Genomic DNA, 26,139 nt, shown 5'->3' with positions numbered 1-26,139 from the left:
ACTTATAGTGACTTTCTTCTCCCGAGCGCATTCGACACGCACTGTCGTATTCTCCCCCACCCGTCGGCCGGGCTATCGTCATCGCCGTGCGTCATCACGCCGCCTACGGCTCAAATCTCGATCCCGCCCGGATGCGCGCCTACTGTCCGCATTCGCCGATGGTGGGCACCGGCTGGCTGGAGGGCTGGCGGCTGACCTTCGCCGGGGCGGACGTGATCGGCTGGGAGGGTGCGGTAAGCACCCTGGTCGAGTCTCCCGGTGACCGGGTCTTCGTGGCGCTCTACGACATCCACCCGTACGACGCGGGCCAGCTCGACGAGATCGAGGGGGTGACCGCCGGGACGTACCGCAAGCTGCACGTCCGGGTCTCCACCCTCGACGGCGACGTGACCGCGTGGATCTACGTCTTCAACGGGTACGAGGGTGGCCTGCCGACCTCGTGGTATCTGTCGGAGATCGCGAACGCCGCCGAGAAGGCGGGCGCCCCGGACGACTACGTCACCGAGTTGCGGGCCCGCCCCACCGGCACCGCGTCGGCGTAGCAGCGCGTATCGCACGCCCCCAGTCTGCTACCGCCGTCGGCCGAAGCGCCGGTCGGGCCGGACCGGGGTCGTCAATCACACACCGGCGGCCGGGACGGAACGTTCGTACATGTCGGTCCATCGGGTCTCCCGCAGGCCCACCGACCGGTAGAGCGACAGCGGGGCGGTCGGGTTGGTGAGGTCGACGCCCAGGCCGGCCGCCTTCCGCCCCTTCTCGGCGTAGCGGGCGAAGGCGCGGCGCAGCAGCGCCGCCCCCACCCCCCGGCGCCGGTACGCGGACAACACCGACAGGCTCTTCACCCAGCCCGACTGCTGGTCGAGCGCCTGGTCAGAGGATTGCAACGCGCCGACCGGCACCCCGTCCAGCTCGGCGACGAACCACTCGTCCCAGGCGGTCAGGTCGCCGATCCGGGCCCGCCACCGCTCGTACGACAGCGGCTCGTGGTCCGGGGTGTCAGCGAACGCCGCCTCGTAGATCCGGTGGAACTCCACCAGATCGGTCTCGTCGTCCGGGCGGACCGGTCGCACCGTCACGGCCGGTGGGCCGGCCGGCTCGGCGGGCAGGTCGTCCAACGGTCGGCTCATCCGGACGTACCGCTTGACGAGGACGAACCCGAGCTCGCGCAGGGCGTGTTCCCAGTCACGTTCGGGGGCGAAGACAGCGCAGCGGACGGTGAGCGACGGCAGCCCTCGCTCGGCGGCGCGCTCGGCGACCCGGTCCAGTTGGCGGACCAGCAACGGCGCGCGGACGGCGGCGGCCCGGACCGGATCGACGTAGACCTCCACGAACTCCCGGCCCACCCCGGTCGGGTTGTCCACCGTCGCCCAGCCGACCACGGTGTCGTCCGGGTCGATCGCCAGCCAGGAGTCCTGGGTCGGGTCGAAGTAGGGGCCGGTCAGCGACGCCGCGACGTCCTCGGCGTCGAAGTCGGGATGGCCGATGGCGAAGGTGTCGGCGGCGTGCACCACCGCGAGAATCGCCGACACGTCGTCGAGGGTGGGCCGGCGCGTCGTCCAGCCAGCGGGAAGGGTCACGGCAGGAGATCCTGGCAGCCGATCTCCTCGGGCGCCGCCCATTTTCTGGCCGCTGGGAGGCTCAGCCGAGGTCGGCCCGGGTGCGGTGCAGCAGCTCCACCAACTCGGCGCCGTCGGCGGGGCCGAGGGCCGTGAACGCCGGTGCGGCCAGCCGGTTGGTCACCGCCTCCGCCCAGAGCCGACGGCGCACCAGCGGCCCGATCGGCGGGTACGGCGGCGGCCAGCCGCAGGCCACCGCCCCGGCCTCGCCCTCCGGTCCGGCCAGCACCGCTTCCAGCGGGGTCATCCCGGCGGCGCGGACCGCCAGCAGGTAGGCGCCGGTGAAGTGTTCCCGCAACAGCCGCAGACCGGCGGCGGTGCGGGCACCGGCAGACAGATCCGGCAGCGGCATGGCCCGCCACGCGGCGAAGAGCGGCATCCCGCTGGCCTCGGCCGCCACCACGGCCCGCTCGACGAGCGCCGACAGGCGCCCGATGCTGGGCAGGGAACCGAGTTGCTGGGCACCCCATCGGCAGCACTCGGCGAGGCTCGCGGCGGCCACCTCGGAGGGCGGGACCACCCGCGCCGCGGCGTCCCAACCGTCGGCCACCGCGTCCGGGGCGATGAATCCGAGGGCGGCAGCGGCCGTCTCGGCCCGCACCTCACCGAGCGCCCCGGCCCGGCCACTGATGTAGAAGGCCCAGCCGGAGATGCCGAGCAGTCGGGCCCGGCGCAACGTGGTCGGGTCCCGGCTGAACGCGTCACCCAGGTCGAGCACGACCGGCTTGCTGGCGGCCGCGACCTGCTCCGGAGTCACCGCGGTGCCCTCTGCGGGCAACCCGACCCGTCGACCACGACCACGCCCCGACCCGAGGCCACTCGCCGTGCACGGCCCGCACACTCGTCGTCGTCCATCGATGGTCAGTCTGCCGCGCCATCGCCCGCGTCCGCATCCCCCTCTTCGGCCGCCAGTGCCTCGACCGCCGCCTCGACCTCACCCGCGCGCCGTCGAGCCACGGTCACCGCCCGCTCGGCGGCCCGCCGAGCGAGTTTGGCCCGGCTGAGATCCTGCTCGGCGACCGCGCGCCGCCGCTCCAGCTCGGCCAGCTCGGCCTCAAGGCCATCGAGTACGGCCGCGCCGTCGCGCTCGTGCCCGGTCGCCTCGGTCAGCTCGGCCTCGGCACGCTCCTGGTCGGCCTGGGCCTTGGCCAACTCCCGGTCCAGGGCGCGACGCTGCCGGGCCCGCTCGGCTCGGGCCGCCCGCTGCGCGGCCCGTTCGGCCTGTTCGGCGCGCTCGGCCGCCCGGTCGGTACGGGGCGCCGCTTCGGGACGGCCCCGTTGGGCGCCGGGTCGACGGGGCGGGCGTTTCTCCGCGTGCTCCTCGTCCTCATCGCCGGTGACCAGCCGCAGTTGCGGCCGGGGCACCTCACCGAAGCCGGCGTAGCTGGCCGCCCGCAGCAGGCGGCCCGCGCGCACCTGCTCGGCGACCTCCACGTCGGAGAACGCCGCGTTCAGGGTCGCCTCCACTTCGGCCAGGGGCAGCCGGCTCGCCGGTGGCGCGTCCGGCTCGGCCGCGGCGAGCGTGCGGACCTCGGCCACCAGCGCGGCGACCACCGCCCGGCGCTGCGCGGACAACTCCCGCAGCCGAGGCCCGCGCAGCTCCCGCTGGGCGGCTCGCAGGGCGTCGGCGAGCTGCACCAGGTCGGCGACCAGCTCCGGTCGGCGGATGGCGAGCAGGTTCACCAGCCAGGCGGCCACCGTCGGGCGACGTAGTCGGGCCAGTTGTCGGGCAGTGGTCGGGTCGCCGGCCCGGCGGGCCTCGGCCACGGCGGCGTCCCGGGCGGCCACGAACCGGTCCGGTGGGGTGCGGTAGAGCTGCTGCACCAGCTCCGCGGAGAGACCGGGCATCGGGTCAGACGTCCACCCGGCTACCGGGCTCCAGTCGCTGGTATTCGGTGCCGGACAGGGCGGCGTACTGGCGGTCGAGCACGCCCAGCCCGTTGTCGTTGAGCAGCGCGTCGTGCAGGGCGTACGCGCGCCGTGGTGCGACCGCGCGGATGAAGTCGACCACCTCGGAGAACTTCGACCACGGGGCGTGGATCGGCGCGAACAGCGTGTCGACGGGTGTCTCGTCGGGCACCACCAACGAGTCACCCGGGTGGTAGACCACGTCGTTGATCAGGTAGCCGAGGTTGTCGACCACCGGGATGTCGGGGTGGATCACCGCGTGCCGCCCCCCGTACGCGCGGATGGCGACCCCGGCGGCGGTGAACGACTGATTGACGCTGACCGGGCTCAACACCTCGGCCGCGTCGCCCAGCGTCCCGGCGAGCGAGGCGGGTCCGTGGACCGGGAACGGCTGTCGGTCGAGCTGGAGGCGTACCGCCGCGAGGTCGAGGTGGTCGGGGTGTTCGTGGGTGATCAGCACCGCGTCCGCGCCGTCCAATGCCGTCGCGGCGTCACTAAACACCCCGGGGTCGACGACGAGCACTCCCCCGTCGTGTTCCACCCGGAGGCAGGAGTGGGCGTACTTGGTGAGCCGCATCGTGACTCCTCGATTATCGAATCGTGACGTCCTCAGCGCAGTCTGCCGGAACCAGCCGACGTGTGTGCCGCGTCTGAGCTATCGCCACACCGGTTGACGACGATGGGAGCGGGGATGGACGGACAGGTGGTACGACGCCGCGGCACACTGCTGGCGGCGACGGCACTGGCGGCGGCGCTGGTGTTGACCGGGTGCGGGGCCGACGGCAGCGGGTCGGCGGACACCGCGGCCGAGGCCCCGGCGATCGGCGACGCCGCGCAGCGGGACAACGCCGTCGGAGCACCGGAGCCCGCCGTGGAACCGCAGAAGGGCGGGGCCGGGGCACCCCAGGAGGGCGGCACCGGGGCACCGGACCTGCGGATCGACCAGCGGGCCATCATCTACACCGGTTCGATGAGGGTGCAGGTGAACAATGTGGACGCCGCTGCCCGCGACCTGAGCGCCCTGGTCACCCGCTCCGGTGGTTTCATCGGTGGTGACCAGCGGCGCAGCGCCGAGGCCGACGCGGTGGCCGAGTTGCAGGTGCGGGTGCCGGCGGAGAAGTTCACCGCCGTGGTGGACGAGATCGCGAAACTCGGCACTCAGCAGAGCCGGGAGATCAGCACCGAGGACGCCACCGAGGCGATCGTCGACCTCGACGCGCGGATCACCAGTCAGCGGGCCCGGGTGGAGAGTGCCCGCCGGTTGCTGGCCCGCGCCACCTCGATCACCGACCTGGTGTCGTTGGAGAACGAACTGGGTCGCCGCGAGGCCGACCTGGCGTCGCTGGAGGCCAAGAAACGCCGACTGGCCGACCTGACCGCCCTCTCCACGATCACCGTGACACTGGCCGGGCCGGCGGCCAAGACCGGCGAGGAGAAGACCGAAACCGGCTTCCTGGTCGGGCTCAAGGGCGGTTGGAAGGCGTTCGTCGCCTCGATGACCGTCCTGCTGACCGTGCTGGGGGCGCTGCTGCCGTGGCTGGTGGCATTCGGCGTACCGGTGGCGGTGCTGCTGCTGGTGCTGCGCCGGCGGAAGAAGACCTCAACCCCGACCGCTCCGGTCAGCGCGCCGCCGCAAGTGCCCGCAGCGCGGTCTGCACCATGACGCGTACGCCGACCGGGATGGCCCGCTCGTCCACGTCGAAGCTCGCCCGGTGCAGGTCGACGTTGGGGCCGGAGCGCCCCACGCCGAGCCGGGCGAGGGCACCGGGGACGTACTCCAGGTACCAGGAGAAGTCCTCGCCGCCCATGCTCTGCGGTGTCTCGGCGATCCCGTCCGGGCCGAGCGCGGCGGCGGTGGCGGCGGTCAGCACCTGGATGGCGCGGGAGTCGTTGCACACCGGCGGCCGGCCGCGCAGGTATTCCAAGTCGACCGTCGCGCCGGTCGGGGCGATCACGTCCCGCACCACCTGAGCCACGATCTTGGGAGCCTGCTCCCAGGTGTCACGGTCCATCACCCGCAGGGTGCCGGAGGCGCTCGCCTCGGACGGGATGACGTTGTAACGGGTGCCGGCCGAGGCGTGGCCGAAGACCAGCAGCAGTCCGCTGTTGGCCGGCACCCGGCGGCTGACCAGGGCGGGCACCTCGGTGATCAGCCGACCGAGCGCGTCGACCAGGTCGACGGTCAGGTGCGGGCGGGCGGTGTGCCCGCCCGGACCGGAGAGTCGGACGGTCACGTTGTCGGCGGCCGCGGTGATCGGGCCGACCCGCAGGCCGACCTGGCCCACCGGCAGGTTCGGGTCGCAGTGCAGCGCGAAGATCTGCACCACGTCGTCCAGGCCACCGGCCTCGATGACCTCCAGCGAACCGCAGGGCAGGATCTCCTCGGCGGGCTGGAAGATGAGCCGGACCCGGCCGTCCAGCTCGCCAAGGTCGGCGAGCTGGGCCAGCAGCATGCCGACGCCGAGCAGGATCGAGGTGTGCACGTCGTGCCCGCAGGCGTGGCACACGCCCTCCACCGTCGACCGGTACGAGACGTCCTTGGGGTCGTCGAGCGGCAGGGCGTCGATGTCGGCGCGCAGCGCGATGACCGGGCCGTCCGGCCGGCCGTTGACGTCGCAGATCACGCCATTGCCCTTGGGCAGCAGGCGCGGGGTCAGCCCGGCGAGCGACAGCTCCCGCGCGATCAGCGCGGCCGTCTCGAACTCGTTGCCGGAGAGCTCGGGGTGCGAGTGGAGGTGACGGCGCGTAGCGATCAGCCCCGGTACCCGGAGCGCGAGGAGGTGGTCCAGCTCGCGGGGCAGGGGCTGAGATCCGGGCGGCGGCTCCGGCCAGGACGACGCCAGCTGGCCACCCGTAGGCAGCGTCAACGCACTCGTCACGTCGAATTCTCGATCACTAGAAATGGATGGATCATCGGGGACAGCAGACAGCCTAGACCTCCGACGGTGACGCTGCGCAACCTCGTTACGGTAATGATCGGACCGCACAGCGTCACGTATGCCCTGCTGAGGGCGCTCGTCAAGGTGGGGGACAGCAGGTAGATCGCGGTCGAACGCCGTCATCTGCCCCTCACCTCCTACAACGCGTAACCGATCGCGGCGGTCACGAATCCCGGCGCCACTCGGAGCCCTGTTGCGAATTGTCGCATTAGTCGGGGTGGTGAACTGACACTCCGACAATTAGCCGACCACACTCCGCAACGAGCGGATAAGGACGCTCACATGCACGCCCGCACCGTGGGCGCACACGGTGTGCGTCCAGGCTCAATCGACGGGTACCCGCTGAACCCGGTGGACACACCGCGCCGGGCCGCAGTGGCGGCCGGGCGGTCAGAAGCGATCGGTGGGCCGGTACAGACCCCACACCTCGCGCAGCGTCCCGCAGACCTCGCCCACGGTCGCCCGGGCCCGCAGCGCCTCCTTCATCGGGTACAGCACGTTGTCGGTGCCGTCGGCGGCGGCCCGCAGCTCGGCGAGCGCTCGCGCCACCGCGTCAGCATCCCGCTCGGAGCGCAGCCGGGCCAGCCGGTCGGCCTGGGCCGCCTCGATCGTCGGGTCGACCCGCAGCGGCTCGTACGGCTCCTCCTCGTCCACGGTGAACCGGTTGAGCCCGACCACCACCCGCTCCCCCGAGTCGATCTCCTGGGCGATCCGGTACGCGGACTGCTCGATCTCCCGCTTCTGGAACCCGGCCTCGATCGCGTCCACCGCCGAGCCGTGATCGGCCACCCGCTCCATCAACTCGACGGCGGCGGCCTCCATCTCGGCGGTCATCGCCTCCACCACGTACGAGCCCGCGAACGGGTCGACGGTGGCGGTCAGGTCCGTCTCGTAGGCCAACACCTGCTGGGTGCGCAGCGCGAGCCGAGCCGCCTTCTCGGTGGGCAGCGCGATCGCCTCGTCGAAGCTGTTGGTGTGCAGCGACTGGGTGCCACCGAGCACCGCGCCCAAGCCCTGCACCGCCACCCGGACGAGGTTCACCTCGGGCTGCTGCGCGGTGAGCTGCACACCGGCGGTCTGCGTGTGGAACCGCAGCATCATCGACTTCGGATCCTTGGCGCCGAAGTCGTCACGCATCAGTCGGGCCCAGATCCGCCGGGCGGCGCGGAACTTCGCCACCTCCTCGAGCAACGTGGTGCGGGCCACGAAGAAGAACGACAGCCGGGGCGCGAAATCGTCGACGGCGAGCCCGGCGGCCAGCGCCGCCCGGACGTACTCCACACCGTTGGCCAGGGTGAACGCGATCTCCTGCGCGGGCGTCGCGCCGGCCTCGGCCATGTGGTAGCCGGAGATGGAGATGGTGTTCCACTTCGGCACCTCCTTGCGGCAGTACGCGAACGTGTCGGCCACCAGGCGCAGCGACGGCTTCGGCGGGAAGATGTACGTCCCCCGGGCGATGTACTCCTTGAGGATGTCGTTCTGGATGGTGCCGTTGAGCGCCGCGCCGGGCACCCCGTTCTCCTCGGCGACGAGTTGGTAGAGCAGCAACAGCACCGAGCCGGGCGCGTTGATGGTCATCGAGGTGGACACCTTGTCCAGTGGGATGTCGGCGAAGAGCAACCGCATGTCCTCGATGGAGTCGATCGCGACGCCCACCTTGCCGACCTCACCGTGCGCGATCGGCTCGTCCGAGTCGTACCCCATCTGGGTGGGCAGGTCGAACGCGACCGAGAGGCCCATCGTGCCGGCCCGCAACAACTGGTGGTACCGCGCGTTGGACTCGGTGGCGGTGCCGAAGCCGGCGTACTGGCGCATGGTCCACGGGCGGGAGGTGTACATGGTGGGGTAGACCCCCCGGGTGTACGGGAACTCGCCGGGGCTGCCCAGCCGGGAGTCCAGGTCTTCCGGAAGATCGGCCTCCGTGTAGACGCCGTTGATCGGGAAACCGGACTCGCTTGACCGCCGTTGGTTCATCCCCGGATGGTAGGACGCCTGGCCACGCCGTCGGGTGAGGGATACCGCACAGTGCGTCCCGACCGGTCGACACCAGGTGAACGACAGGGCACGTTCTGTCGACTTCGATAAACGTCCGTCGCGTCGGCTTTCGCATCGGGCGTCGGAACCAGCAAGATAGGGGGGTTGTGTCCCAGCCCCCCTCGATTTCCCCCGGTGGCTTTTCTGTGACTCAGATCCCGACGTGGAGCGGCGGACCAGTTAGTCCCGCCAACGGACGAGCGGCACCCGGCACCACCATTGGTGGCCGGTACTCGCTGCGGTCCTCGGTGGGCAACGGCGGCATGGGCACGGTGTGGCGCGCCACAGACACACTGCTGCGCCGTGACGTGGCGGTGAAGGAGGTTGTGCTACCCCCGGGGCTGGCCCCCAGCGACCGGGACGCGATGTACGAACGCACCCTGCGCGAGGCCCGCGCCGCGGCCGCCATCCAGCACCCCGCCGTGGTGCAGGTGTACGACGTGGTCACCGAGGCCGGTCGGCCGTGGATCGTGATGGAGCTGCTGGACGCCCGCAGCCTCGCCGACATGGTGATCGAGGACGGGCCGGTCGCGCCCCGCGCCGTCGCCAAGATCGGCATCGCGCTGCTCGGCGCGTTGGAGGTCGCGCACGCGATCGGCGTGCTGCACCGCGACGTCAAACCCGCCAACGTGCTGATCTGCACCGACGGGCGCTGCGTGCTGACCGACTTCGGGGTCGCCCGGATGCCCACCGACGTGCAGCTCACCACCCCCGGCATGGTGCTCGGCTCACCGCACTTCATCTCGCCCGAGCGGGCCATGGGCCAGGAGTTCGGCCCGCCGAGCGACCTCTTCTCGCTGGGTGTCACGCTCTACACGGCGGTCGAGGGGCGGCCCCCGTTCGACAAGGGTGACCCGATCGAGACCATGCACGCCGTGGTCGAGGACCCGCCCGCCCCGCCGCAGCGCAGCGGCCCGCTGACCCGCGTGCTGATGGGTCTGCTGGAGAAGGACCCCGCCCGCCGACTGGACGTGCACACCTCCCGGGCCATGCTGCGCGAGCTGCTCGCCGGCCCGCTGGGCAGCACGGCGACCGCGGTGCACTCGGTCACCGACCCGTACGCCGTGGTGCCGGTGCAGCAGCGCCCGGTGCCCGTTCTCCCGCCGGCCCAGCCGGAGCCGAAGCCGGACAGCCAGATCGGCGGCCCGGCGATGCTGGCCCCGGGTGAGTCCCTGACCGACCGGCTGGCCGCGCTGCGCAGCGGTGAGCGCAAGCGGACGGCCGGCGCGGCCGGGACCACCGGCGGGCTCGACGAGACCAGCGCCGACGCGTTGGCCGGCCCGCTGCACACGCCCACCGGCGCGATGCCGACCCCCGGCCGACCGGCCGCCGGGCGCACCTACGGCGGCAACGCGGACGCCACCCGGCGGGTGGATGCCGGCGGGCACCCGGACGCCACCCAGCGGGTCAGCTACGGCAGTCCGGCCGACGCCACCCAACAGGTCGGGTACGGCGGGGCGCCGGAGGCCACCCAGCGCATCGGCGGCACCTACGGCGGCGGCAACCAGTGGTCGGTGCCCGGCACCGGCCAGCCCTGGGCCGCTACTCCCGCCGCCTCGGGCGGTGGCGCGCTGGACAAGGTCCGGGCCACCGGAGGTCAGCTCGTCACCACGGTCAAGGGCTGGCCCCGCAAGGTGCAGCTCGCCGCAGCCGGCGGGTTGGTCGTCGTGCTGCTGCTCACCGTGGTGGCGCTGTCCGGCGGCGACGACAAGACCCCGCCGAACACCCCGGCGGCGCAGCCCAGCGCGTCCGCCCCGGCGGGCCCCGGCGTCGAGATGCAGGAGCACGCGGCCCGCGGGATCCAGGTCATGGTGCCGAAGGGCTGGAAGAAGAGCACCGGCGGCTCCTACACCGACTACATCGACCCTGAGGACAGCGGCCGCAAGGTTCGCATCATCACCGAGAAGTGGACCAGCACCTCCGCCCGGTGGGCGGAGACCGCCGAGAACGGTCTCAAGACCCGGAGCACCTCCTGCGTCAAGCCGTACAACCAGATCTCCTCCAGCGAGACCGAGCTGGCCAGTAAGCCGGCCGCCGAATTCGAGTACACCTGCGGCGCGGGTGACGTGATGCGGCACGGGGTCTGGCGGGGGGTGGCGCAGGACGGCAAGGCGTATTCTTTCTACCTCACCGCGACCGACGCCAAGTTCGCGGAGAGCAAGCCGATCTTCGACGAGATGGTGCGGACGTTCCAGCTCACCGGGGACGGCTGAGCCCGAGGGAACCCACAGGGGTGATCCGTCGCCGTGCTATCAAGGGGCATGGCGGCGGACACCACTGACATCGACGACATTCGCGAGCAAGCCCGGCGCTGGCTGGCCGACGACCCCGACCCGGCCAGCCGGGACGAGCTGAAGGCGGTGCTCGACGGGCTGCCGGCGAGCGCCCCGGAGCTGGCCGACCGGTTCGCCGGCCCGCTGACCTTCGGCACGGCGGGCCTGCGCGGTCCGCTGCGCGCCGGTCCGAACGGCATGAACCTGGCCGTGGTCACCCAGGCCGCGGCCGGCCTGGTCAGCTGGCTCGCCGCCCAGGGTGGCACCGGCCCTCTGGTGATCGGGTACGACGCCCGGAACGGCTCCCGGCAGTTCGCCGAGCGCACCGCCCAGGTGGCGACCGGGGCCGGCCGGCCGGCACTGCTGCTGCCCCGCCCACTGCCCACCCCGGTGCTGGCGTACGCCGTGCGCCAGCTCGGCGGTGTCGCCGGAGTGATGGTCACGGCCAGCCACAACCCGCCGCAGGACAACGGCTACAAGGTTTACCTCGGTGCGGAGCTGGGCGGCGAACTGGGTGCCGGCGCGCAGATCGTGCCACCCGCCGACGCCGGTATCGAGGTGGCCATCCGATCGGTCGGACCGCTGAGCCGGGTGCCGCTGGGCGAACCCGGTCAGGTGCTCGGCGACGACCTGGTCGCCTCGTACGTCGAGCGGGCGACCGCGGTGATCGACCCGGACGGGCCACGGGACCTGACCGTGGCGTACACCCCGCTGCACGGGGTCGGCGCGGCGGTGCTCACCGCCGCCTTCGCCCGCGCCGGCTTCCCGGTTCCCGGCGTGGTGCCCGACCAGGCCGAGCCGGACCCCGCGTTCCCCACCGTGTCGTTCCCCAACCCGGAGGAACCGGGGGCGGTGGACCGGCTGATCGCGCTGGCCGACTCCACCGGCGCGGACCTCGCCATCGCCAACGACCCGGACGCCGACCGGTGCGCGGTGGTCGTCCGGGACGGCCGTGACGGCTGGCGGATGCTGCGCGGCGACGAGGTGGGTGTGTTGCTCGCCGACCACCTGATGCGCCGCGGGGTGACCGGGCTGTACGCCACCACCATCGTGTCGTCGTCGTTGCTGCGGGCGATGTGTGCGGCCCGCGGCCTGCCCTACGACGAAACGCTGACCGGCTTCAAGTGGATCGTGCGGGCTGGCGGTGGGAGCGCCCCGCTGGTCTTCGGCTACGAGGAGGCGCTCGGTTACTGTGTCGCCCCGGAACACGTCCGGGACAAGGACGGCATCACCGCCGCGTTGACGGTGGCCGAGCTGGCCGCCGGCCTGAAGACTCAGGGCCGCACGCTCACCGACCGGCTGGACGAGCTGGCCGCGGAGTTCGGCGTGCACCACACCGACCAGCTCTCCGCCCGGGTGGAAGACCTGCGGATCATCGCCGACGCCATGACCCGGATCCGGGAGCACACCCCGGCCCACCTGCTTGGGCAGCCGGTGGACAGCGTCCGGGACCTGCTGCCCGAGTCGGACGTGGTGATCCTGCGGACCGCGGTGGCCCGGGTGGTGATCCGCCCGTCCGGCACCGAGCCGAAGCTCAAGGCGTACCTCGAGGTGGTGGAACCGGTCGTGGACGGTGACGTGCAGACGGCCCGCAGCAGGGCGGCGTCGGCCGTCGCCACGCTCCGCGCCGAGGTCAGCGCCGCCCTTGGCATCTGAACCCCGCAGCACCCACCCGCAACAAGTCCGCCCTTTGCTCTGCACCCGCGGAAGCGCCATTCGGCTGTCGGCCGGTGGCGCCTGGGTGGGTGCAGAGCAAAGGGCACGCCGAGCGGGGTCGACCCGACGTCAGCGGCGCGGGCCGAGGGCCTGGTCGACGGCCGTGGCCAGGGCGGCGACGACCAGGCCGACCGACGGGCGGACCACCGAGTCGTCGGTGCTGACCTCGCCAGAGAACCCGGCACCGGTCGCGATCTCCGCCAACCGGCGGCGGGAATCGGCGGCGGTCCCGCCGCTCACCCCGAGCGCGGACTCCATCCGGAGCACCACGACCAGGGTGGCCAGCGCGGCGGTCCGCTCGTCCGGGGCTGCCGCGCCGGCCAGGGCCTCAGCCAGCCGCTGCCGGGTCTCCGCCTCGACGGATCTGTCCACGACCGGGTAACGGTGCACGTGGATGAAGCCCAGCTCGGTCTCGTCGACGTCCCGGACGACGCCCTGCCGGCACAGGTCGGCGAGGATCCGGTCGCGCAGGCCGTGCCGTAGGCGCTGCACCCACGATGCCGGGGTGTGTGGGGTGTCGGCGGCGATCCGGCCGAGGACATCGTCGCTGAACGGCTCGCCGGTTGGTGTCGGGTCGACCACCGTCAGGGACCCGTCGGCGTACGCGATCCGGCCGGCCAGGGCCAGCTCGACCAGCACCGCAGCGGCCATGCCCAGGTCCAGGCTGATCCGCGGCATGGTCGCCTTGCCGGTCGTGTCGTCGTAGGCGAGAAGCAGCAACTCCTCGGCGAGCGCAACACCAGTCATGGCCGAAGACGGTAGCGGGTCCGCGCACCAGCGCGTGCGGACCCGCCGGACCCGGCACCGACCGGGTAACGCCTCAGAAGCGGGGCATGCCACCGAACTGGCGGTCGCCAGCGTCGCCGAGCCCCGGGACGATGAACATGTGATCGTTGAGCCCCTCGTCGATCGAGGCGGTGACCAGGCGCAACGGCAGGCCGGAGCGCTCCAGCCGCTCGATGCCGACCGGGGCGGCGAGCACACAGAGCACGGTGATGTCGGTGCAGCCACGGTCGGCCAGCAGTTGGCAGCAGTGCTCCAGCGAGCCGCCGGTGGCCAGCATCGGGTCGAGCACCAGCACCGGCAGCCCGGCCAGGTCACGCGGCAGCGACTCCATGTACGCGCGAGGCTCGTAGGTCACCTCGTCCCGGGCCAGGCCCACGAAACCCATCGAGGACTCGGGCAGCAGGCCCAGCGCGGCGTCCGCCATGCCCAGCCCGGCGCGCAGCACCGGGACCAGCAGCGGCGGGTTGGCCAGCCGGGTGCCCTCGGTGCCGGTGACCGGCGTCTGCACCGGGTACCGCTCGACGGGGAAGGAGCGCGCCGCCTCGTACACCAGCATGGTGGTCAGTTCGTGCAGCGCGGCCCGGAACGTCGAGGAATCGGTGCGCGCGTCCCGCATGGCGGTCAACCTGGACTGGGCCAGCGGATGGTCAATGACGTGTACGTCCACGATCGCTCAACCTACCGGTCCGTAGCGCGCGGGGGTGCGGGTGCGGTCGGACCAGGGACGTCGCTCACGCCGAAGCGTCACCCGAGCCGTCGTGAGCAAGATCACTCAGCCGTCCGGTGCGTAGACTTCTCGGCATGACGGCGACAACGACGTCGGCCCGGTCGGAGCTCTCCGAGCTGGGACGATCCGAGACCGCTCTGCGGACCTTCCTGCACGGCCTGCCCGGCGTGGACCAGGTCGGCGCGGAGCAGCGGGCGGCACAGCTCGGCACCCGCTCCATCAAGACCACCGCCAAGGCCCAGGCGATCGACCTGGCGATCCGGATGGTCGACCTGACCACCTTGGAAGGGGCGGACACCCCGGGCAAGGTGCGCGCGCTCGCCGCGAAGGCGCTGCGCCCGGACCCGGCGGACCCGTCCTGCCCGCATGTCGGCGCGGTCTGCGTCTACCCGGCGATGGTCCCCCACGTGGCCGAGGTGCTGCGCGGAAGTGCCGTGCACCTGGCCAGCGTGGCGACCGCCTTCCCGTCGGGTCAGGCGCCGTTGGAGATCAAGCTGGCCGACACCCGGGCCGCCGTCGCGGCCGGCGCGGACGAGATCGACATGGTGATCAACCGGGGTGCGTTCCTGGCCGGGCGGTACAAGGAGGTCTACGACGAGATCGTGGCCACCAAGGAAGCCTGCGGGGCAGCCCACCTCAAGGTGATCCTGGAGACCGGCGAGCTGGCCACCTACGACAACGTCCGACGGGCCTCCTGGTTGGCCATGCTGGCCGGCGGCGACTTCATCAAGACCTCCACCGGCAAGGTCCCGGTCGCGGCGACCATGCCGGTGACCCTGGTGATGCTGGAGGCGGTCCGCGATTTCCGCGCGGCGACCGGGCGGCAGGTGGGCGTGAAACCCGCCGGTGGCATCAAGACCACCAAGGACGCGATCAAGTATCTGGTGATGGTCAACGAGACCGTCGGCGCCGACTGGCTCGACCCGGACTGGTTCCGCTTCGGCGCGTCCAGCCTGCTCAACGACCTGCTGATGCAGCGCACCAAGCTGACGACCGGCACCTATTCCGGTCCCGACTACTTCACCCTGGACTGATAGCCGATGTTCGAATATGCCCCCGCCCCCGAGTCCCGCTCGGTGGTGGACCTCAAACCCTCGTACGGGCTGTTCGTCGACGGTGAGTTCGTCGACCCGACCGACGGCGGCAGCTTCAAGTCGATCAACCCCGCCTCGGAGGAGGTGCTGGCCGAGGTCGCCGAGGCCGGCGCGGCCGACGTGGAGCGCGCAATCCGCGCCGCCCGGAAGGCGTACGACAAGGTCTGGGGTCCGATGCCGGGCCGGGACCGGGCGAAGTACCTGTACCGGATCGCCCGGCTCATCCAGGAGCGCTCCCGCGAACTGGCCGTCCTGGAATCACTGGACAACGGCAAGCCGATCCGGGAGAGCCGCGACGTCGACCTGCCGCTGGTCGCCGCGCACTTCTTCTACTACGCGGGCTGGGCCGACAAGCTGGGTCACGCCGGCTTCGGGCCCAACCCGCAGCCGATCGGCGTGGCCGCGCAGGTCATCCCGTGGAACTTCCCGCTGCTCATGCTGGCCTGGAAGATCGCCCCGGCGCTCGCCGCGGGCAACACCGTGGTGCTGAAGCCGGCCGAGACCACCCCGCTGACCGCGCTGCTCTTCGCCGAGATCTGCCAGCAGGCCGACCTGCCGGCCGGTGTGGTCAACATCCTCACCGGCGCCGGCGACACCGGCCGGTCGCTGGTCGAGCACCCCGGCGTGGACAAGGTCGCCTTCACCGGCTCCACCGAGGTCGGCCGGGCCATCGCCCGGTCGGTCGCCGGCACCCGCAAGAAGCTCACCCTGGAGCTGGGTGGCAAGGCCGCCAACATTGTCTTCGACGACGCCCCCGTCGACCAGGCCGTCGAGGGCATCGTCAACGGCATCTTCTTCAACCAGGGGCACGTGTGCTGCGCCGGCTCCCGGCTGCTGGTCCAGGAGAACGTGGCCGACCGGGTGCTGGAGTCGCTGAAGCGCCGGATGGCCCAGCTCCGGGTCGGCGACCCGCTGGACAAGAACACCGACGTCGGCGCGATCAACTCGGCCGCCCAGTTGGAGCGGATCCGCGAGCTGTCCGACGCTGGCTCGGCCGAGGGCGCCGAGCGCTGGTCGCCGCCGTGCGACCTGCCCGACCGGGGCTTCTGGTTCGCGCCCACGATCTTCACCGGCGTCACCCAGGCCCACCGGATCGCCCGCGAGGAGATCTTCGGGCCGGTGCTGTCGGTGCTCACCTTCCGCACCCCGGCCGAGGCCGTGGAGAAGGCCAACAACACGCCGTACGGGCTGTCGGCGGGGATCTGGACCGACAAGGGCTCCCGGATCCTGTGGATGGCCGACCGGCTGCGCGCCGGCGTCGTCTGGGCCAACACCTTCAACAAGTTCGACCCCACCTCGCCGTTCGGTGGGTACAAGGAGTCGGGCTACGGTCGCGAGGGCGGCCGGCACGGGCTGGAGGGTTACCTCAATGTCTGAGCGGGTCGCGGTACGCAAGACGTACAAGCTCTTCATCGGCGGGAAGTTCCCGCGCAGCGAGTCGGGACGGTCGTATCTCGTGCAGTCCTCGAATGTGTCACTGGCCTCCCGCAAGGACGCCCGGGACGCGGTGGTCGCCGCCCGCGCCGCCGTCAAGGGCTGGGCCGGCGCGACCGCGTACAACCGGGGTCAGATCCTCTACCGGGCCGCCGAGATGCTGGAGGGCCGCCGCGAGCAGTTCGTCGCCCTGGGCATCCCCGGCGACCAGGTGGACGCCGCGGTCGACCGCTGGGTCTGGTACGCCGGCTGGGCCGACAAGCTCGCCCAGGTGCACGGCGGCGCCAACCCGGTCGCCGGCCCGTACTTCAACATCTCCGCCCCCGAGCCGACCGGTGTGGTCGCGGTGGTCGCCCCGGAGCGCCCGGCGCTGCTCGGCCTGGTCAGCGTGATCGCCCCGGCGATCGTCACCGGCAACACCGTGGTGGTGGCGGCCTCCCCCGCCGAGCCGCTGGCGGCGGTGACGCTGGCCGAGGTGCTGGCCACCTCCGACCTGCCCGGCGGGGTCGTCAACATCCTCACCGGCGCGATCACCGAGACCGCGCCGACGTTGGCCGCGCACATGGACGTCAACGCGATCGACCTGACCGGAGTCACCGACGCCGCGCTCGCCACCGACCTGGAGGTCAAGGCGGCCGAGAACCTCAAGCGGGTGCTGCGACCGGCCCCGGCCGACCACGACTGGTCGGTCGATCCGGGCCTGGATCGGATGACGGCGCTGTTGGAGACGAAGACGGTGTGGCACCCGAAGGGGGTGTGATCGTCTCTGCTCGGCCTTGGGGGTTTTCCGGGGGAGCCCGCCCACTCCGGGCGGTCAGGCTTGATCCCTGCATGGGCGGGCTCCCCCGGAAAACCTGACGTGGGCCGGGTCCGTACGGGGGCTGCGTCTCGCGGGTCCTACCCGACGTCGGGTTGCCCGATCGGGCGCGGCCAAGATCTGCGCAACTTGCGGGATGTTGCTGCTTCCGGGGCGTTGGAGGCAGCAACATCCCTGTTCTTGTGCGGATCATGAGCGGCGGGACGGCGGGGCGGCGGGACGGGCGCGGGGCGGGGTCTACTACGGGGGGTAGGATTGACGTGTGACTCGGTTGGGCGATCTTGAGCGTGCGGTGATGGACGTGCTGTGGGACGTGGTTCCCGGCACGTCGGACGGTGTGACCGTGCGCGAGGTGGCCGACGCGCTCGATGGCCGTGAGCTGGCGTACACCACGGTGATGACCGTGCTGGACCGGCTCGCCGGCAAGGGCATGGTGCAGCGGGAGCGGGAGGGCCGGGCCTGGCGGTACCGGCCGGCGGCCAGCCGCGAGGCGCACATCGCCCAGCTCATGCTCGACGCCCTCGACCTGGGTGGCAGCCGGGACGCCGCGCTGGTGCGATTCGCCCGCTCGGTGACCGGCACCGAGGCCGAGGTGTTGCGGGCGGCCCTGGGCAGCGAGGCCGGCCTGACCGGGCCGGGCTCCACCGGCGCTGACGCGGGCGGGGCCGACGCGTTGACCGATCGGGTGGACGGGCCGGCGGGCCGACGACCCGCCGGCGAGGCAGCGGAGCGGTAGGGCGCGCGCCATGGCCTACGCCGTGCACTTCGCCGCCACGATGCTGGCCTGCTATCTGACCGCCCAGGTGTTGGCCCGTTCGACCTGGACGTGGCGTAGCCCCCGGGTGGCGATCGTCTGCTGGCAGGCCGTCGGGTTGGCGCTGGGCCTCTCGGCGATGGGCCTGCCGATGGCGCTCGGGTTGAGCGCGTACGACCGGCCGACCGGTAGCGCACTGCTCGCCCTGGCCGACGACCTCGCCCACGGCACCCTGCCGATCGGGGTGGGCACCTTCCACCTGGCCGGCGTCGGCGTGGGCTTCGGCATCGGGGCGGTGCTGGTCACGACGACGGTCCGCAGCATCCACGGCACGGTCCGCGCCCAGCGTCGCCACCGGGACCTGCTCTCCCTGGTCGCCCGGAACGACCCGGCGGCTCCGGGGGCGCTGGTGCTGGATCATCCGAGCGCCGCCGCGTACTGCCTGCCGGGTGTGAAGCCGCAGGTGGTGGTGAGCGCCGGCACCCTGAGTCTGTTGGACCGGGCCGAGTTGGCCGCGGTGCTCAGCCACGAGCGTGCGCACGCCCACGAGCGGCACGACCTGGTGCTGTTGCCGTTCACCGCGCTGTGCCGGGCGCTGCCCTGGTTCGGTTGGGTGCGCGACGCGCACGAGCGGGTCGCCCTGCTGGTCGAGATGCGCGCCGACGACAAGGCCCGTGAGCTGCACGCCGAGGCGCCGTTGGCGGGGGCGTTGCGCCGGTTCGCCGCCGCCGGTCACCGGATCACCCCGGCCGGCGCGCTGGGCATGGGCGACCGGGATCTGGACGTACGGGTGCAGCGTCTGCTGGTCAGTGACCGGCCGCCGCGGGTGCTCGGGGCCACCGCCCTCGCGGTCGCCACCACCCTGGTCGCCCTGCCGGTCACCCTGTTCCTGAGCTGACGCCCAGCGGGCGTCGCCGCCCTGCGTGTGGCGCGAGCCGGACCCCGCCCCGCTAGATCGCACTCACCCTCCGAGATCTACTACGCATCGTAGTAGCATTTCCTACGACGCTGCGTAGTAGACAGACATGTAGATAACCTACGTGTAGGGTGGCTACGACAAGGGAGCCAACCTACGGAGGGCTGGTCATGGACACGTTGCTCCTCGCCCGCCTGCAGTTCGCCACCACGACCTCGATCCACTTTTTGTTCGTAGTCGTCACGCTCGGCCTGGTCACCCTGCTGGTCGGCATGCAGACCGCCTGGGTGCTCACCGGCAACCCGAAGTGGGAGCGGCTGACGCGCTACTGGGGCCAGCTCTACGTGATCAACTACGTGCTCGGCATCGCCACCGGGATCGTCATGGAATTCCAGTTCGGGCTGAACTGGAGTGGCCTGTCGCGCTACGTCGGCAACGTCTTCGGGGCGCCCCTGGCCATCGAGACGCTTGTGGCGTTCTTCCTGGAGTCCACCTTCCTCGGAATGTGGATCTTCGGCTGGCACCGGCTCCGCAAGGGCGTCCACCTCGCGTTGCTCTGGGGCGTAGCGATCACCGCGTACGCCTCGGCCTTCTGGATCATGGTGGCCAACTCCTGGCTCCAGAACCCGGTGGGTTACGAGGTCCGCGACGGGATCGCCCACCTCACCGACTTCGGCGCGCTGCTCACCAACCCCAGCCTCGGCATGGCCTTCGGGCACGTGGTCTCGGCGGCGCTGCTGGTCGGCGGAATGCTGATGGCGGCGGTCAGCGCCGGGCACCTGATCCGTCGCACCCCCGACTTCGTGCTCTTCCGCACCTCGCTGCGGATCGGCCTGGTCACCGCCGCACTGGCGATCACGATGGTGCAGGGCTTCGGCTTCGCCCAGTTCGGCCCGGTCGGCGGGGTGCAGCCGACCAAGTTCGGCGGGGACAGCCCGGAGGCCCAGGCGCTGATCACCGAGTGGACCACGCGGTTCGGCCCCGGCGACTACACCCCACCGGTGCTGGCCAGCGTCGGGCTGGGTTTCATGATCCTGATCGGCTTCACCCTCGGCTGCGTCTGGCTGCTTCTTCCGCTGCTCTTCCGGGACTGGATCATCCGGTTGCGCTTCCCGCTCTGGCTGATCCTGCTCGGCCTGCCGCTGCCGTTCATCGCGGTGATCCTCGGCTGGATCTCCCGGGAGGTCGGCCGCCAGCCCTGGGTGGCGTACGGGCTGCTCCCCACCGAGCAGGCCGTCTCCCCGGTCGGCGCACCGCTGATGCTCGCCTCGCTGATCGGGTTCAGCCTGCTGCTGGGCACCCTCGCCGTCACCAACTGGGTGCTGCTCGCCCGGCACGCCAGACGCGGCGCGGCCGACCCGGCGCTCGGGCGACCACCGGCACCGCCCAGCGCACCGGCCCACCCCGAACCCGCCCTCATCTGAGCCACCCGAGGAGAAGACCGTGGATCTCGCCTGGTACGCCCTGCTCGGCCTCTTCATCGCCGGCTACCTGGTGCTCGCCGGCTACGACTACGGCGTCGGGCTGCTGCTCGCCCGCGGTGGCGGTCCGGCTGGACGGCGAGAGGCGCTCAACGCCCTCGGTCCGTTCTTCCTCGGCAACGAGGTCTGGTTGGTGGCCGCCGTGGGCATCCTCTTCGGCGCGTTCCCGCTCCTGGAGGGCGAACTGCTCGCCGGCTGCTATCCGGCCGTCGTCGGCGCCCTGGTCGGCGTCATCCTGGTCACCGTCGGGGTGCAGTTGCGCAGCCGGCCCGGCGACGAGCGGATGCGCGCCCGCTGGGACCGCGTCGTGGTGATCGGCAGCGCTCTCGCCGCGCTGGGCTGGGGTGTGCTGCTCGCCGCACTGTTGCAGGGCGTGCCCCTGCAGGCCGACGGGCACGTCGCTGGCGTGACGCACCTGGCCACCCCGTTCGCGGCCGCCGCCGGGTTGGCCATGCTCGCCCTGGTCGCCGTGCACGGCGCGACCTTCCTCGCCCTGCGCCTGTCGGCCGAGGCCGCCGCCGTGGTCGGCCGTACGGCCCGCCGGCTGGTGCCGGTGGCCCTCACCGCGGTCGCCCTGGCCACCGTCGTGGGCCTGCTCTCCACCCGGGTACGCGACGCCGTGCAGCGGCCGGCGGTGGCCGTACTCCTGCCGGTGCTGCTCGTGGCGGCGCTGCTGGCGGCCCGCGCGGCGCTGGCGCGGCGGCGACCGGGGTGGGCTCTGGTCGCCACCGGCACGGCCCTGGCGCTGCCGGTGGTGCTGGTCGGGGCCGCTCTCTGGCCCTACGTGCTGGTGTCCACGACCGACCCGGACGCCTCGTTGCTGGTCGCCGACGCCGCCGCCAGCGCGCCGACGCTGCGGCTCCTCGGCTGGGTGGCGCTGCCGCTACTTCCGGCCCTACTAGGCTTCCAGGCGATGTGCTGGTGGGTTTTCCGAGGACGGACCGACGGCAGGGCACCGGTGTACTGGTGAGCCGCCGTCCGTTCGACCCGCGTCTGCTGCGCCGGGTCCCCGCGGCCCGGGGCGATCTCGCCGTGCTCGCGGTCCTGGGCGTGCTCGCCGCCGGGTTGATCGTGGCGCAGGCCACCGCGCTCGCGGCGGTGCTGGCCGCCGCCATCGACGGGCGGCTGGATCGACCGGCGCTGGCCGGCTTCGTGGTCGCGGTCGCCGCCCGCTCGGCCCTGGTCTGGGCGCAGGGCACGGTCTCCGCGCGGGTCGCCGCCACGGTCAAGGCCACGCTGCGGGCCGACCTGCTCGGGGCGGTGGGCCGGCACGGGCCCGGATGGGTGGCCGGGCAGCGGGCCGGCGAGATCGCCACCCTGACCGGGCGTGGGTTGGACGCGCTGGACGCGTACTTCACCGGGTACCTGCCGCAGCTGGTGCTGAGCGTGACGGTGCCGTTGGCGGTGTTGGCCCGGGTCGTCTTCGCCGACTGGAGCTCGGCGGTGATCATCGCGCTGACCCTGCCGCTGATCCCGGTCTTCGGCGCGTTGCTCGGCTGGCAGGCGCAGGCCGCCACCGAACGGCAGTGGCGACGGCTCGCGCTGCTCGGCGGGCACTTCCTGGACATGGTCGCCGGGCTGCCCACGCTGCGCGCGTTCGGGCGGGCGCGGGCACAGACCGACGTGGTGCGCCGGATGGCCGACGGTCACCGGGTCGCCACCATGAAGACGCTGCGGATCGCGTTCCTCTCCGCGCTGGTGCTGGAGCTGGTCGCCACCCTCTCGGTGGCGCTGGTCGCGGTGCCGGTCGGCATCCGGTTGCTCGGCGGCGGGCTGGCCCTGCAGACCGCGCTGCTGGTGCTGCTGCTCACCCCGGAGGCGTACCTGCCGCTGCGGGCCGCCGGTAGCCGCTTCCACGCCAGCATGGAGGGGCTGGCCGCGCTGGACGAGGCGCTGACCGTCTCCGCCGCACCCGCCCCGCCCCGGGCCGCCGAGGGCGCTTCCGCCCCGGATGCACGGGCCGAGATCCGGTTCGAGGGGGTGACCGTGGCGTACGAGCGGACCACCGCGCTGCGCGACGTGACCCTGACCATTCGGCCCGGCGAACGGATCGCCATCATCGGACCCAGCGGCGCCGGCAAGAGCACCCTGCTCGGCCTGCTGCTCGGCTTCGTGACCCCGACCAGCGGCCGGATCATCGTGGACGGGGTCGACCTCGCCACCGCCGACCCGGACGCCTGGCGTCGGCAGCTCGCCTGGGTGCCGCAGCGGGCGCACCTCTTCGCCGCCTCGCTGGCCGACAACATCCGCCTCGGCGCACCGGACACCCCGGCCGACGCACTCGCCGCCGCGGTGCACGGCGCCGCCCTGGACGACGTGGTGGCCGGCCTGCCGGACGGCCTGGAAACCCTGCTCGGCGAACGCGGGCACGGGCTGTCCAGCGGCCAGCGACAGCGGGTGGCGCTGGCCCGCGCGTTCCTGCGTGCCGCCCCGGTGGTGCTGCTCGACGAACCCACCGCCCGACTCGACACGGCGGCCGAGGCGGTGGTGCTCGACGCCACCCGTCGCCTGGTCGCCGGACGGACCGCGCTGCTGGTCGCGCACCGACCGGCGTTGCTCGCCGACGCCGACCGGATCCTGCGCGTCGAGGACGGTCGGGTCACCGAGTTGACGCCCGAACCGACCGGGAAGGCCGCCCGATGAACGCGGAACACGGGCCGGAGGCGGAAGCTGGCGGACCACCGACCGGGCGGGTGGCCGCCGAGCGGGCGGTGCTTCGACTGGCCCGACCGTACCTGGGCCGCCTGGTCGGAGCCGGGCTGCTGGCGGCCGCCACCGAGTTCGCCGGGCTCGCCCTGATGGCCACCGCCACCTGGCTGCTGATGAGCGCCGCCGGTCAGCCTCCGCTGGACCGCCTCACCGTGGCGATCGTCGCGGTCCGGGCACTGGCCATCAGCCGGGGCGTGTTCCGCTACACCGAACGGCTCGCCGGGCACGACGCGGTGCTCCGCATGATCACCGATGTCCGGGCCCGGGTCTTCACCACTCTGGCGGCCCGCCGCGGTGCCACACACCGCTCGGGGGACGTGCTGAGCCGGCTGGTCTCCGACGTGGAGGCCGTCCAGGACCTGTTGCTGCGGGTGTTGGTCCCCGGCTCGGCCGCGGCCCTGGTCGGTGTGCTGGCGGTCGCCGTGGCGGCGCTGATCTCACCACCGGCCGCCGGCGTACTCGCCGTCGGGCTCCTGGTTGCCGGCGTCGCGCTACCCGCGCTCGCCACCGTCGTCACCCGCCGCAGCGCGGCCGAGGTGGCCCCGCTGCGGGGTGCGCTGGCCACCGACGCGATCGACCTCACCCACGGCGCCGCCGACCTGGCCGCGTTCGGGGCGACCGACACCACGCTGCGCGCCGCCGAGCGGCGTGCCCACCGACTGGCCCGGCTGGAACGTCGGCTGGCCGCCACCGGATTCGCGGTGGACGCGGTCGGCGTGCTGACCGCCGGCGTGACCGCCGCCGCGGTGGTGCTGGTCGCCCTCGCCGCCGACGTGTCGGGGGTGCTGGTGGGTGTCCTGGCCGTCGGCGCACTGGCCGCCGTCGAGGTCACGCTGGCGCTGCTCACGGCGGCCCGCCAGTGGACGCAGCTGCGGCCCGGCCTGGCCCGGGTGGCCGCACTGCTCGACGCCGACACGCCGACCCCCAACGCCACGGAGGGGATGACGGCCCTGGCTGGCCCGCACGAGCTGCGCTTCGTCGACGTGACCGTGCGGTACCGGGCCGGCGCGGTGCCGGCCCTGGACGGCGTCAGCCTGGACCTGCCGGCCGGGCGCCGGATCGCGGTCGTCGGCCCGAGCGGCGCCGGCAAGAGCACCCTGGCCGCCGTGCTGACCGGCACCGTCCGGCCCGTGTCCGGCCGGGTCACCCTGGACGGTCACGACCTCTGGGCGTACGCCGAGGAGGCGCTGCCCCGCGCGGTCGGCGGGCTGTTGGCCGAGGCGTACGTGTTCCACGCCACCGTGCGGGAGAACCTGCTGCTCGGGCGAGCCGGGGCGGGCGAGGAGGAGCTGGCCGGGGCCATGGCCGCCGCCGGCCTGCTGGACTGGGTCCGCGCCCAGCCGGCGGGCTGGGGCACGCTGGTCGGCGAGGAGGGCGGCCAGCTCTCCGGCGGCCAGCGGCAGCGACTGGCACTGGCCCGGGCCCTGCTCGCCGCGCCGCCGGTGCTGGTGCTGGACGAGCCCACCGAAGGGCTCGACCCGGCCGCCGCGGACGCGGTGCTCGCCTCCGCCCTCGCCGCCACCCCGGCCGGGCACTCGGTGCTGCTGATCAGCCACCGGCTCAGCGGACTGGCCGAGCTGGACGAGATCGTGGTCCTGGACGGTGGCCGGGTGATCCAGCGCGGTCGGCACGCCGAGCTGGTCGCCGCTCCGGGCTGGTACCGGGACCAGTGGCTGATCCAGGCCGCCGCCGAACGGGGTTATCTGGCGCTCGCCCCCTGACCGTGCTCGGGGACGGACCAGGGTTCTCCCCGACGTCAGCGCCGTGCCGACGTGGCAGGGTGGTGCCATGCAGCGCGGTGAGGATGTGGTGGTCGACGAGCACCTGCGGGAGCTGGCCGCTCGGTTGCAGGGGCCGGCGCGACTCAAGTCCGACCTGCTCACCGAGGCCCGGCACGGGCTGCTGGACGCCGTCGAGGCGTACCGCGAGAGCGGTGTGCCACCCACCGAGGCGCAGCGCCGGGCGGTGGTCGAGTTCGGTTCGCCGGCGCAGGTGCTCCCGTCCTGGCAGGCCGAGCTGGCGGTGGGCGCCCTGCGCGGGCTCTCCCTGCGGATGCTGGCGGTCGCCGGGGTGGGGGTGGCCGCCGGCGACCTGACCTGGCGAGGGGCCAGCTGGAGCGACGGCCCCCGCCCGCCCGCCGGCTACCTGCTGCTCTCCAACTCGGTCGACTGGATCTGGCTGGGCACGCTGGCGCTCTCGGTGGCCGGTCTGCTGGTGGTCTGGGCGAGCGCCCGTGCGCCACGGCCCGGCCTGGCCCTGGCGCAACGCGCGGTGGGTGCCGGCCTGACCGGCCTGCTGGCCCTCGCCATGCTGACCGGCTGCGCCCTCTTCAGCTGGTCGCTCACTCTCTGGGACGCGGCGCTGCGCTGGCCCCCGATGATCATCGGTGCGGTGCTGGTGGGCGGCGCGTACTTCTCGCTGACCCGCGCGGCGCGCAGCTGGCTGCTGGCCAGCGCCCGCTGATCGGCGGCCGGCGAGGGTCACGCCGGGCTGGGCGGGCTGCCGGGGTCGAGGAATCGGCCGACGGTCAGTTGGAACTCGTGCCACCCGGCGCGCTCCCCCGCCAGCGCCCGCCGGCCGGAGTCGGTCAGCTGGTACGTCCGCCGTTCCCGGCCGTTGACGGTGCTCCAGCTGCTCGCCACGTGGCCGGCGCGTTCCAGGCGACGGAGCGCCGGATAGATGGTGCCGGTGGGCAGATCCAGACTGCCGTCACTGCGCGCGCGGAGCGCTTCGATGATCGCGTAGCCGTGCAGCGCGCCCTGTTCGAGGACGGCGAGCAGCAGAGCGTCGAGATGGCCGTGCAGCGCCTGGGCCTTCATGCGTAGCTACGCTACTTGTCGAACAGCCGGTTCGCCACCGGTGACCACCCGCAGGTCGGACCCGTGCGCCAACCGGCCACCGGGGTGCGGGCATCGGTCACCCAGGGCCGCCGACT

Annotated in this window: 23 protein-coding genes; 14 read left to right on the top strand and 9 right to left on the bottom strand. The window is 72.8% G+C overall.

Translation table 11 applies throughout. The features are described 5' to 3' along the window. The first annotated feature begins 86 nt into the window (after positions 1-86). Entirely contained in the window at positions 87-542 is a 456-nt protein-coding gene (locus tag ACIBF8_RS01415) for a gamma-glutamylcyclotransferase (protein ID WP_112588201.1), read from the top strand. A gap of 75 nt (positions 543-617) precedes the next feature. On the opposite strand, the gene ACIBF8_RS01410 is transcribed toward ACIBF8_RS01415, so the two are convergent. The 4 genes from ACIBF8_RS01410 to ACIBF8_RS01395 form a co-directional block, all read right to left on the bottom strand. Beyond that, complete coding sequence (locus ACIBF8_RS01410; RefSeq protein ID WP_396780349.1) at positions 618-1,577, bottom strand: GNAT family N-acetyltransferase; 960 nt, start codon at positions 1,575-1,577, stop codon at positions 618-620. A 61-nt stretch (positions 1,578-1,638) separates the two neighbouring features. After that, positions 1,639-2,373, bottom strand: a complete 735-nt coding sequence (locus ACIBF8_RS01405; protein WP_396780348.1) for a hypothetical protein — start codon at positions 2,371-2,373, stop codon at positions 1,639-1,641. Between the two features lie 104 nt (positions 2,374-2,477). Further along, a complete protein-coding gene (locus ACIBF8_RS01400) occupies positions 2,478-3,464 on the bottom strand; it encodes a hypothetical protein (protein WP_396780347.1) in 987 nt (328 codons plus the stop codon). Positions 3,465-3,468: 4 nt separating this feature from the next. Next, a complete protein-coding gene (locus tag ACIBF8_RS01395; RefSeq protein ID WP_396780346.1) occupies positions 3,469-4,101 on the bottom strand; it encodes an MBL fold metallo-hydrolase in 633 nt (210 codons plus the stop codon). 93 nt (positions 4,102-4,194) lie between these two features. Here ACIBF8_RS01395 and ACIBF8_RS01390 point away from each other — a divergent pair, with 93 nt between their 5' ends. Then, on the top strand, positions 4,195-5,187 hold the full coding sequence (locus ACIBF8_RS01390) for a DUF4349 domain-containing protein (RefSeq protein ID WP_396780345.1): 993 nt from the start codon (positions 4,195-4,197) through the stop codon (positions 5,185-5,187). Here ACIBF8_RS01390 and ACIBF8_RS01385 read toward each other — a convergent pair. Beyond that, complete coding sequence (locus ACIBF8_RS01385) at positions 5,144-6,403, bottom strand: amidohydrolase (RefSeq protein ID WP_396780344.1); 1,260 nt, start codon at positions 6,401-6,403, stop codon at positions 5,144-5,146. The genes ACIBF8_RS01390 and ACIBF8_RS01385 overlap by 44 nt on opposite strands. Before the next feature lie 450 nt (positions 6,404-6,853). Beyond that, positions 6,854-8,437: a methylmalonyl-CoA mutase gene (locus tag ACIBF8_RS01380; protein WP_396780343.1), complete on the bottom strand. Its 1,584-nt coding sequence runs from the start codon at positions 8,435-8,437 to the stop codon at positions 6,854-6,856. Positions 8,438-8,643: 206 nt separating this feature from the next. Here ACIBF8_RS01380 and ACIBF8_RS01375 point away from each other — a divergent pair, with 206 nt between their 5' ends. Continuing rightward, positions 8,644-10,710: a serine/threonine-protein kinase gene (locus ACIBF8_RS01375; protein WP_396780342.1), complete on the top strand. Its 2,067-nt coding sequence runs from the start codon at positions 8,644-8,646 to the stop codon at positions 10,708-10,710. 48 nt (positions 10,711-10,758) lie between these two features. Next, a complete protein-coding gene (locus tag ACIBF8_RS01370; RefSeq protein ID WP_396780341.1) occupies positions 10,759-12,426 on the top strand; it encodes a phospho-sugar mutase in 1,668 nt (555 codons plus the stop codon). Between the two features lie 129 nt (positions 12,427-12,555). On the opposite strand, the gene ACIBF8_RS01365 is transcribed toward ACIBF8_RS01370, so the two are convergent. Together ACIBF8_RS01365 and upp are read right to left on the bottom strand one after the other, a co-directional pair. Next, positions 12,556-13,233: a GPP34 family phosphoprotein gene (locus tag ACIBF8_RS01365; RefSeq protein WP_396780340.1), complete on the bottom strand. Its 678-nt coding sequence runs from the start codon at positions 13,231-13,233 to the stop codon at positions 12,556-12,558. Between the two features lie 73 nt (positions 13,234-13,306). Then, positions 13,307-13,939: a uracil phosphoribosyltransferase gene (upp, locus tag ACIBF8_RS01360; protein WP_396780339.1), complete on the bottom strand. Its 633-nt coding sequence runs from the start codon at positions 13,937-13,939 to the stop codon at positions 13,307-13,309. Positions 13,940-14,073: 134 nt separating this feature from the next. Here upp and deoC point away from each other — a divergent pair, with 134 nt between their 5' ends. The 10 genes from deoC to ACIBF8_RS01310 all read left to right on the top strand — a co-directional run bounded on the left by deoC (position 14,074) and on the right by ACIBF8_RS01310 (position 25,667). Further along, on the top strand, positions 14,074-15,033 hold the full coding sequence (deoC, locus tag ACIBF8_RS01355; protein ID WP_396780338.1) for a deoxyribose-phosphate aldolase: 960 nt from the start codon (positions 14,074-14,076) through the stop codon (positions 15,031-15,033). Between the two features lie 6 nt (positions 15,034-15,039). Continuing rightward, positions 15,040-16,470 carry an aldehyde dehydrogenase family protein gene (locus ACIBF8_RS01350; protein ID WP_396780337.1) on the top strand — a complete coding sequence of 477 codons (1,431 nt, stop codon included), beginning with the start codon at positions 15,040-15,042 and terminating at the stop codon, positions 16,468-16,470. Next, on the top strand, positions 16,463-17,287 hold the full coding sequence (locus ACIBF8_RS01345) for an aldehyde dehydrogenase family protein (protein ID WP_396780336.1): 825 nt from the start codon (positions 16,463-16,465) through the stop codon (positions 17,285-17,287). The genes ACIBF8_RS01350 and ACIBF8_RS01345 overlap by 8 nt, the downstream gene beginning before the upstream one ends. A 319-nt stretch (positions 17,288-17,606) precedes the next feature. Beyond that, positions 17,607-18,080: a BlaI/MecI/CopY family transcriptional regulator gene (locus ACIBF8_RS01340; RefSeq protein ID WP_396780335.1), complete on the top strand. Its 474-nt coding sequence runs from the start codon at positions 17,607-17,609 to the stop codon at positions 18,078-18,080. Between the two features lie 10 nt (positions 18,081-18,090). After that, a complete protein-coding gene (locus tag ACIBF8_RS01335; RefSeq protein WP_396780334.1) occupies positions 18,091-18,996 on the top strand; it encodes a M56 family metallopeptidase in 906 nt (301 codons plus the stop codon). Positions 18,997-19,184: 188 nt separating this feature from the next. Beyond that, positions 19,185-20,438 carry a cytochrome ubiquinol oxidase subunit I gene (locus tag ACIBF8_RS01330; RefSeq protein ID WP_396780333.1) on the top strand — a complete coding sequence of 418 codons (1,254 nt, stop codon included), beginning with the start codon at positions 19,185-19,187 and terminating at the stop codon, positions 20,436-20,438. Between the two features lie 19 nt (positions 20,439-20,457). Then, positions 20,458-21,465 (top strand): cytochrome d ubiquinol oxidase subunit II, encoded by a 1,008-nt coding sequence (locus ACIBF8_RS01325; protein ID WP_396780332.1) that lies wholly within the window; start codon positions 20,458-20,460, stop codon positions 21,463-21,465. After that, positions 21,462-23,138 (top strand): thiol reductant ABC exporter subunit CydD, encoded by a 1,677-nt coding sequence (gene cydD / locus ACIBF8_RS01320; RefSeq protein ID WP_396780331.1) that lies wholly within the window; start codon positions 21,462-21,464, stop codon positions 23,136-23,138. The genes ACIBF8_RS01325 and cydD overlap by 4 nt, the downstream gene beginning before the upstream one ends. Beyond that, positions 23,135-24,925, top strand: coding sequence for a thiol reductant ABC exporter subunit CydC (gene cydC, locus ACIBF8_RS01315; RefSeq protein ID WP_396780330.1), 1,791 nt, complete (start codon positions 23,135-23,137; stop codon positions 24,923-24,925). Before cydD ends, cydC begins: the two co-directional genes overlap by 4 nt. Positions 24,926-24,992: 67 nt before the next feature. Next, positions 24,993-25,667 (top strand): permease prefix domain 1-containing protein, encoded by a 675-nt coding sequence (locus ACIBF8_RS01310; RefSeq protein WP_396780329.1) that lies wholly within the window; start codon positions 24,993-24,995, stop codon positions 25,665-25,667. A gap of 17 nt (positions 25,668-25,684) precedes the next feature. Here ACIBF8_RS01310 and ACIBF8_RS01305 read toward each other — a convergent pair whose 3' ends face one another. After that, a complete protein-coding gene (locus ACIBF8_RS01305; RefSeq protein WP_396780328.1) occupies positions 25,685-26,023 on the bottom strand; it encodes a PadR family transcriptional regulator in 339 nt (112 codons plus the stop codon). Positions 26,024-26,139 lie beyond the last annotated feature (116 nt).

It is taken from the genome of Micromonospora sp. NPDC050276, from assembly GCF_044459545.1.
Lineage (GTDB): Bacteria > Actinomycetota > Actinomycetes > Mycobacteriales > Micromonosporaceae > Micromonospora.
The sequence above is the reverse complement of the archived record's forward strand: the minus strand, read 5'-3'. Positions and strand labels throughout refer to the sequence as shown.

Excerpts from the sequence above, each read along its gene's own strand:
- ACIBF8_RS01350 (WP_396780337.1), top strand. The coding sequence starts at position 15,040 with ATGTTCGAATATGCCCCCGCCCCCGAGTCCCGCTCGGTGGTGGACCTC.
- ACIBF8_RS01310 (WP_396780329.1), top strand. The coding sequence starts at position 24,993 with ATGCAGCGCGGTGAGGATGTGGTGGTCGACGAGCACCTGCGGGAGCTG.
- ACIBF8_RS01400 (WP_396780347.1), bottom strand. The coding sequence starts at position 3,464 with ATGCCCGGTCTCTCCGCGGAGCTGGTGCAGCAGCTCTACCGCACCCCA.
- ACIBF8_RS01395 (WP_396780346.1), bottom strand. The coding sequence starts at position 4,101 with ATGCGGCTCACCAAGTACGCCCACTCCTGCCTCCGGGTGGAACACGAC.
- ACIBF8_RS01365 (WP_396780340.1), bottom strand. The coding sequence starts at position 13,233 with ATGACTGGTGTTGCGCTCGCCGAGGAGTTGCTGCTTCTCGCCTACGAC.
- ACIBF8_RS01305 (WP_396780328.1), bottom strand. The coding sequence starts at position 26,023 with ATGAAGGCCCAGGCGCTGCACGGCCATCTCGACGCTCTGCTGCTCGCC.
- ACIBF8_RS01345 (WP_396780336.1), top strand. The coding sequence starts at position 16,463 with ATGTCTGAGCGGGTCGCGGTACGCAAGACGTACAAGCTCTTCATCGGC.
- ACIBF8_RS01335 (WP_396780334.1), top strand. The coding sequence starts at position 18,091 with ATGGCCTACGCCGTGCACTTCGCCGCCACGATGCTGGCCTGCTATCTG.
- ACIBF8_RS01330 (WP_396780333.1), top strand. The coding sequence starts at position 19,185 with ATGGACACGTTGCTCCTCGCCCGCCTGCAGTTCGCCACCACGACCTCG.
- deoC (WP_396780338.1), top strand. The coding sequence starts at position 14,074 with ATGACGGCGACAACGACGTCGGCCCGGTCGGAGCTCTCCGAGCTGGGA.
- cydC (WP_396780330.1), top strand. The coding sequence starts at position 23,135 with ATGAACGCGGAACACGGGCCGGAGGCGGAAGCTGGCGGACCACCGACC.
- ACIBF8_RS01370 (WP_396780341.1), top strand. The coding sequence starts at position 10,759 with ATGGCGGCGGACACCACTGACATCGACGACATTCGCGAGCAAGCCCGG.
- ACIBF8_RS01380 (WP_396780343.1), bottom strand. The coding sequence starts at position 8,437 with ATGAACCAACGGCGGTCAAGCGAGTCCGGTTTCCCGATCAACGGCGTC.